The following is a 5,117-nucleotide window of genomic DNA, read 5'->3' as shown; positions in this document are numbered from 1 at the left end:
ATGATGAAGCCCAGCAACACGCCCACCACGATGGCGATGCCAAAGCCCACCATGGTCACCCAATAAGTGCGCCAAGCGTGGCCCGCGATCACGTCGCGGTATTCGATGGTTTGCTGTGCGATGCGCGAAGGGCTGGGGAAGATGAATTCCGACACGTTGAAGGCGCGGCACAGGCCTTCCCAAAGCAGGATGCTCAGCGCCAGCAAGATCCAGGGTGACCAGCTTTCGAGGGATTTCTTGTTCATGTGGGGCTCCCGCTTATTGGTTGATGGCCGCACCGGTCTTGCGCATGGCACCGATGTGGCCGCGCAGCTCGTGCACGATGTTGGTGAATTCGGGCGTGTAGGTGATCTCCAGGTCGCGCGGGCGCGGCAGGTCGATTTCTTTTTTCACGACAAAGCGGCCGGGGCTCTTGCTCATCACGTACACCGTGTCGGCCAAAAACACCGATTCGCGCAGATCGTGCGTGACCAAAATGACGTTGAACTTTTGTTCGGTCCACAGGTCGCGCAAGATGCACCAGAGCTCTTCACGGGTGAAGGCGTCGAGCGCGCCAAAGGGCTCGTCGAGCAACAGCATTTTGGGCTCATGGATCAAGGCGCGGCAGATGCTGGCGCGTTGCTGCATGCCGCCCGACAGTTGCCATGGGAATTTGTCTTCGTAGCCGCCCAAGCCGACGGTGTTCAGCAGTTTGCGGGCGCGTTCTGCGTACTCGGCTTTTTTCTGCTTGAAGTTCGTGCGGTAAGGCTCCACGATTTCCAACGGCAGCAGCACGTTGTCGAGCGTGGTGCGCCAAGGCAAGAGCGATGAGGCTTGAAACGCCATGCCGCTGATCTTGAGCGGACCGGTGACGGGTTGACCGTCCACCAGAATGCGGCCTTTGCTGGGCATCTTCAGGCCGGTGGTCAGCTTCATGAAGGTCGACTTGCCGCAGCCCGAGGGCCCGACGATGGCGATGAACTCGCCTTGCTTGACCTGCAGGTTGATGTCTTCGACAGCGAAGTGGTTTTCGGCCAGCAACTCGTCGTTGTAGGCCAGCCAGACATTCTGGAAATCAACGAATGATTCTTGGGTCATGGTGAAAGCTTAAAAAATGGTGTTCGATAGTGTATACACGTTTCGCCCTGTAAAAGCCCACCGACCTGTGCAGGTTGTGGTGGGCTCGGAACGCCGGGGCCTCATGCCCCGATGCTGACGCTGAATTACTTCTTGCCTTTGGGCAGGATGTCGAGTTCTTTGGCCGTGGGCAAGAACGAACCGTTCCAGATGTCTTCGGATTTGACGCGGGTCTTGGTGTTGAAGGCGTCAGACACTTGCGAAGCCATCAGTGTCATGCGGGGGGCGTTGATCTGGCCAAAGCCTTCGGCGCGGGCCGATGGGCTGTTGATCACGGTGTCGATGGCCAGTTGCAAGCGGCGGGTTTCGAGCGCCACGTTGATGATGCCGTCACGGGCCTTGACCGACTCAATGGCTTTGGCAGGGTCTGCGATCACATCCTTGGCACCCTTGGTGAAGGCGGCCAAGAACGCTTTCACGGCCGCTGGGTTTTCTTTCAGGATCTTGGGCGAGGCGATGATCGCGTTGCCATAGAGCTTGACGCCGAAGTCGGGGTACTGCATGACCACCACGTCTTCGGCTTTCACGCCACGCGCTTCGATGTTGAGCAGCGAGGTGAAAGTAAAGCCAGTGATGGCGTCCACGTCACCGCGCACCAGCATGGTTTCACGCAGAGGTGGGTCCATGGCGGTCCAGGCCACGTTTTGCACGTCGTTGGCCTTGGCAAAGATCGGGAATGCACGACGGCCAGCGTCAAACACCGGAGCGCCCAGCTTTTTGCCGGCCAAATCGGCGGGGGTCTTGATGCCGGACTTTTTCAAAGCCATGACCGAAGCGGGCGTGTTGTTGTAGACCATCATGATGGCCACAGGCTTGTTGGGTGCGTCGGGGTTGTTGGCGTGGAATTCCATCAGGGCGGCCAGGTCAGCAAAGCCCAGGTCGTACGTGCCAGAAGCCACACGGGTCACTGCGCCACCCGAACCGTTGCCCGAGTCCACCGTCACGTCCAGTTTGGCGTCCTTGAAATAGCCCTTGGCCGCAGGCAGCAAGAAGAAAGCTGAAGGGCCTTCAAAACGCCAGTCCATCTGGAATTTGATGGGGGTGGTTTGGGCTTGTGCGGTGCCAAAAGCGGCAACTGCGGCCAGCACGGCGGTGGCCTTGAGAAAGAAACGCTTGTTCATGAGGAGCTCCAGGGTCAGTAAACGGTGAATCATGTCTAGCAAAATCGGTGCCATTATCCGGCAAGTACCTGACGGTGTATGTCAGGTCCATCCCCTATAAACCGCCTGTTTTGGTGCCAAATTGGACTGAAATAGGCACCAAATTGGGGCTTTTTGGGGTTGGGCCTGTTTTTTTGGCCGCTCAGCTGCGCACGCCGGCTGCAGCCAATGCGGTCATGTTGAGCACCCGACGCACGGTGGCGGCCGGAGTCAGGATGTGCGCGGTGGCTGCCGCACCCATCAAAATGGGGCCCACCGTCACGCCGCCGCTGGTGGTGGTTTTCAGCACGTTGTACAAGATGTTGGCCGCGTCCAGGTTGGGGCAGACCAGCAAATTGGCCGAGCCGCTGAGCGTGCTGTCCTCCAGGTACACGTTGCGGATTTCAGGCTGCAAGGCGGCATCGCCGTGCAGCTCGCCATCGCACTCGATGTCGGGGTGTTGTTCAACGAACAGGTCACGCGCCAGACGCATCTTGCGGGCCGATGCGCGCTTGGACGAGCCGTAGCTCGAATGCGATAGGAAAGCCACCTTGGGCACGATGCCAAAACGCTGGATTTCCTGGACCGCCATGGCCGCGATTTCCGCCAGTTGCTCGGCGCTGGGGTCTTCATTCACATAGGTGTCGGTGATGAACAGTGGCCCCAAGTCACTCACGAGCGCATTCACGGCAGCGTAGTTGGTCACGCCGGTGCGTTTGCCCAAAATGCTGTCGATGCGCTCCAGGTGCGTCATGTAGTTGCCCGTCAGGCCGCAAATCAGGGCGTCGGCATCGCCCAGCGACACCATCAGCGAGCCGATGATGGTGTTGGAACGGCGCACCGCTGCCTTGGCCACCGCCGGTGTGGCGCCGTGGCGCTTCATCAGCTGGTGGTAATGCTCCCAGTACTGGCGAAAGCGCTCATCGTCTTCTGGGTTGACGTTGTCCACATCCACCCCCAAGCGCATGCGCAACCCGGCTTTTTCGATGCGGGCAGCGATCACGCTGGGGCGGCCGATCAGGATGGGGTGGGCCAGTTGGTCGTCGATGGCCATTTGGGCGGCACGCAGTGCGCGCTCGTCTTCGCCATCGGCATAGGCCACGCGCTTGGCATTTGGGGGCACGGCCTTGGCGGCGTTGAAGATGGGGCGCATCAACAAGCCGGTTTGCGAGACAAAGCTTTGCAGCTGCTGGCGGTAGGCGTCCATGTCGGTGATGGGGCGCGTGGCCACACCCGAGTCGGCGGCGGCTTGCGCCACGGCAGGCGCGATGCGCAGGATCAAACGCGAGTCAAAAGGCGTGGGGATCAGGTAGTCGCGCCCAAAAGACAACTCTTTGCCGGCGTAGGCGCTGGCCACTTCTTCGCTGATGTCAGCCTTGGCCAGGTCGGCGATTTGGCGCACGCAAGCCAGCTTCATGGCTTCGGTGATCTTGGTCGCGCCGCAGTCCAGTGCGCCGCGGAAGATGTAGGGGAAACACAGCACGTTGTTCACCTGGTTCGGGTAGTCCGAGCGGCCGGTGGCGATGATGCAGTCGGGGCGGGCGGCTTTGGCAAGCTCGGGGCGAATCTCGGGCTCGGGGTTGGCCAGCGCCAGGATCACCGGGTCACGGGCCATGGTCTTGATCATGTCCACCGTCATCACGCCAGGGGCTGAGCATCCCAAGAACACGTCCGCGCCGTTGACCGCATCGGCCAGCGTGCGGGCGTCGGTCTTTTGGGCATAGCGCGCTTTCGATTCGTCGTAGCCACCGGGGCGGCCTTCGTAGATCACGCCCTTGGAGTCGCACACAAAAATATTTTCGACCTTCACGCCCAAGCCCACCATCACGTCCAGGCAGGCGATGGACGCAGCGCCTGCGCCCGACACGGCCAGCTTGATGCTGCCGATGTCCTTGCTCACCAGCTCCAGGCCGTTGAGCATGGCGGCAGAGGCGATGATGGCGGTGCCGTGCTGGTCGTCGTGGAAGACCGGGATGTTCATGCGCTCGCGCAGCTTCTTCTCAATATAGAAGCACTCGGGCGCTTTGATGTCTTCGAGGTTGATGCCGCCTAAAGTGGGCTCCATGGCGGCAATGATGTCCACCAGTTTGTCCGGGTCGCGCTCGGCCAGCTCGATGTCGAACACGTCAATGCCCGCGAATTTTTTGAACAGGCAGCCTTTGCCTTCCATGACGGGCTTGGCCGCCAGCGGGCCGATGTCGCCCAGGCCCAGCACGGCCGTGCCGTTGGTGATCACCGCCACCAGGTTGCCGCGCGAGGTGTAGTCAAACGCTTTGGAAGGGTCCGCCTCGATGTCCAAACAGGGATAAGCCACGCCGGGCGAATAAGCCAGCGACAGATCGCGCTGGTTGGACAGGGGCTTGGTCGGGTTGACCGAGACCTTGCCGCGTGTGGGAAAGCGGTGGTAATCGCGGGCCGCCTCGCGCAGGGCTTCTTCGGCGGGGGACAGTGGTTTTTGGCTCATGAAAAGTGTCTCTTTGTCGTGGTAGAGGAATCAATGAGAAAGCCTAACCCATTTGGCGGGCCCAATACCCTGCGGATTACCTGCATAAAAGGCAAAAAAGCCAGGCGCTGGGCTTGGCTTATGGGTGAGTCAAGCACGTCATACCCGGTTTGACCGGGCCTTGATCTGCAACGAAGGCATCGGTGCTGTCGCCGTTGGAGCCATTGAAATACAAGTGGGCGGCGGCTTTCAAGGTACGCATTTCAACTCAAACTGACATCAAAGGAAACAACGCATGGTCCATCGGCACGCCTGCAGGCAGCTCTTGGTCCAGCCCAGGAAAGGGCGGCGAGGTGACCCAAGGCCGGGGCGCGTGGGTCATGTCGTCGCCCAAAAAGCGCACCGAGTACACGCGCCTG

Annotated in this window: 3 protein-coding genes and 2 pseudogenes; all 5 read right to left on the bottom strand. The window is 60.4% G+C overall.

The genetic code is table 11. The annotated features are described in order from the left end of the window. Positions 1 to 245, bottom strand: a pseudogene (locus tag ACIQ47_RS14575) (ABC transporter permease); the annotation flags it as partial. Positions 246 to 258: 13 nt separating this feature from the next. Beyond that, a complete protein-coding gene (locus ACIQ47_RS14570) occupies positions 259 to 1,077 on the bottom strand; it encodes an ABC transporter ATP-binding protein (RefSeq protein ID WP_396438794.1) in 819 nt (272 codons plus the stop codon). 125 nt (positions 1,078 to 1,202) lie between these two features. Further along, a complete protein-coding gene (locus ACIQ47_RS14565; protein WP_396438793.1) occupies positions 1,203 to 2,237 on the bottom strand; it encodes an ABC transporter substrate-binding protein in 1,035 nt (344 codons plus the stop codon). Between the two features lie 181 nt (positions 2,238 to 2,418). Next, entirely contained in the window at positions 2,419 to 4,719 is a 2,301-nt protein-coding gene (locus tag ACIQ47_RS14560; RefSeq protein WP_396438792.1) for an NADP-dependent malic enzyme, read from the bottom strand. 247 nt (positions 4,720 to 4,966) lie between these two features. Then, a pseudogene (locus tag ACIQ47_RS14555) lies at positions 4,967 to 5,117 on the bottom strand (phytanoyl-CoA dioxygenase); the annotation flags it as partial.

It is taken from the genome of Limnohabitans sp. (genome assembly GCF_044373035.1).
Classification (GTDB): domain Bacteria; phylum Pseudomonadota; class Gammaproteobacteria; order Burkholderiales; family Burkholderiaceae_C; genus Limnohabitans_A.
The sequence above is the reverse complement of the archived record's forward strand: the minus strand, read 5'-3'. Positions and strand labels throughout refer to the sequence as shown.

What these genes read in the sequence shown, in the direction of transcription:
- ACIQ47_RS14565 (WP_396438793.1), bottom strand. Translation starts at nt 2,237, where the DNA reads ATGAACAAGCGTTTCTTTCTCAAGGCCACCGCCGTGCTGGCCGCAGTT.
- ACIQ47_RS14560 (WP_396438792.1), bottom strand. Translation starts at nt 4,719, where the DNA reads ATGAGCCAAAAACCACTGTCCCCCGCCGAAGAAGCCCTGCGCGAGGCG.
- ACIQ47_RS14570 (WP_396438794.1), bottom strand. Translation starts at nt 1,077, where the DNA reads ATGACCCAAGAATCATTCGTTGATTTCCAGAATGTCTGGCTGGCCTAC.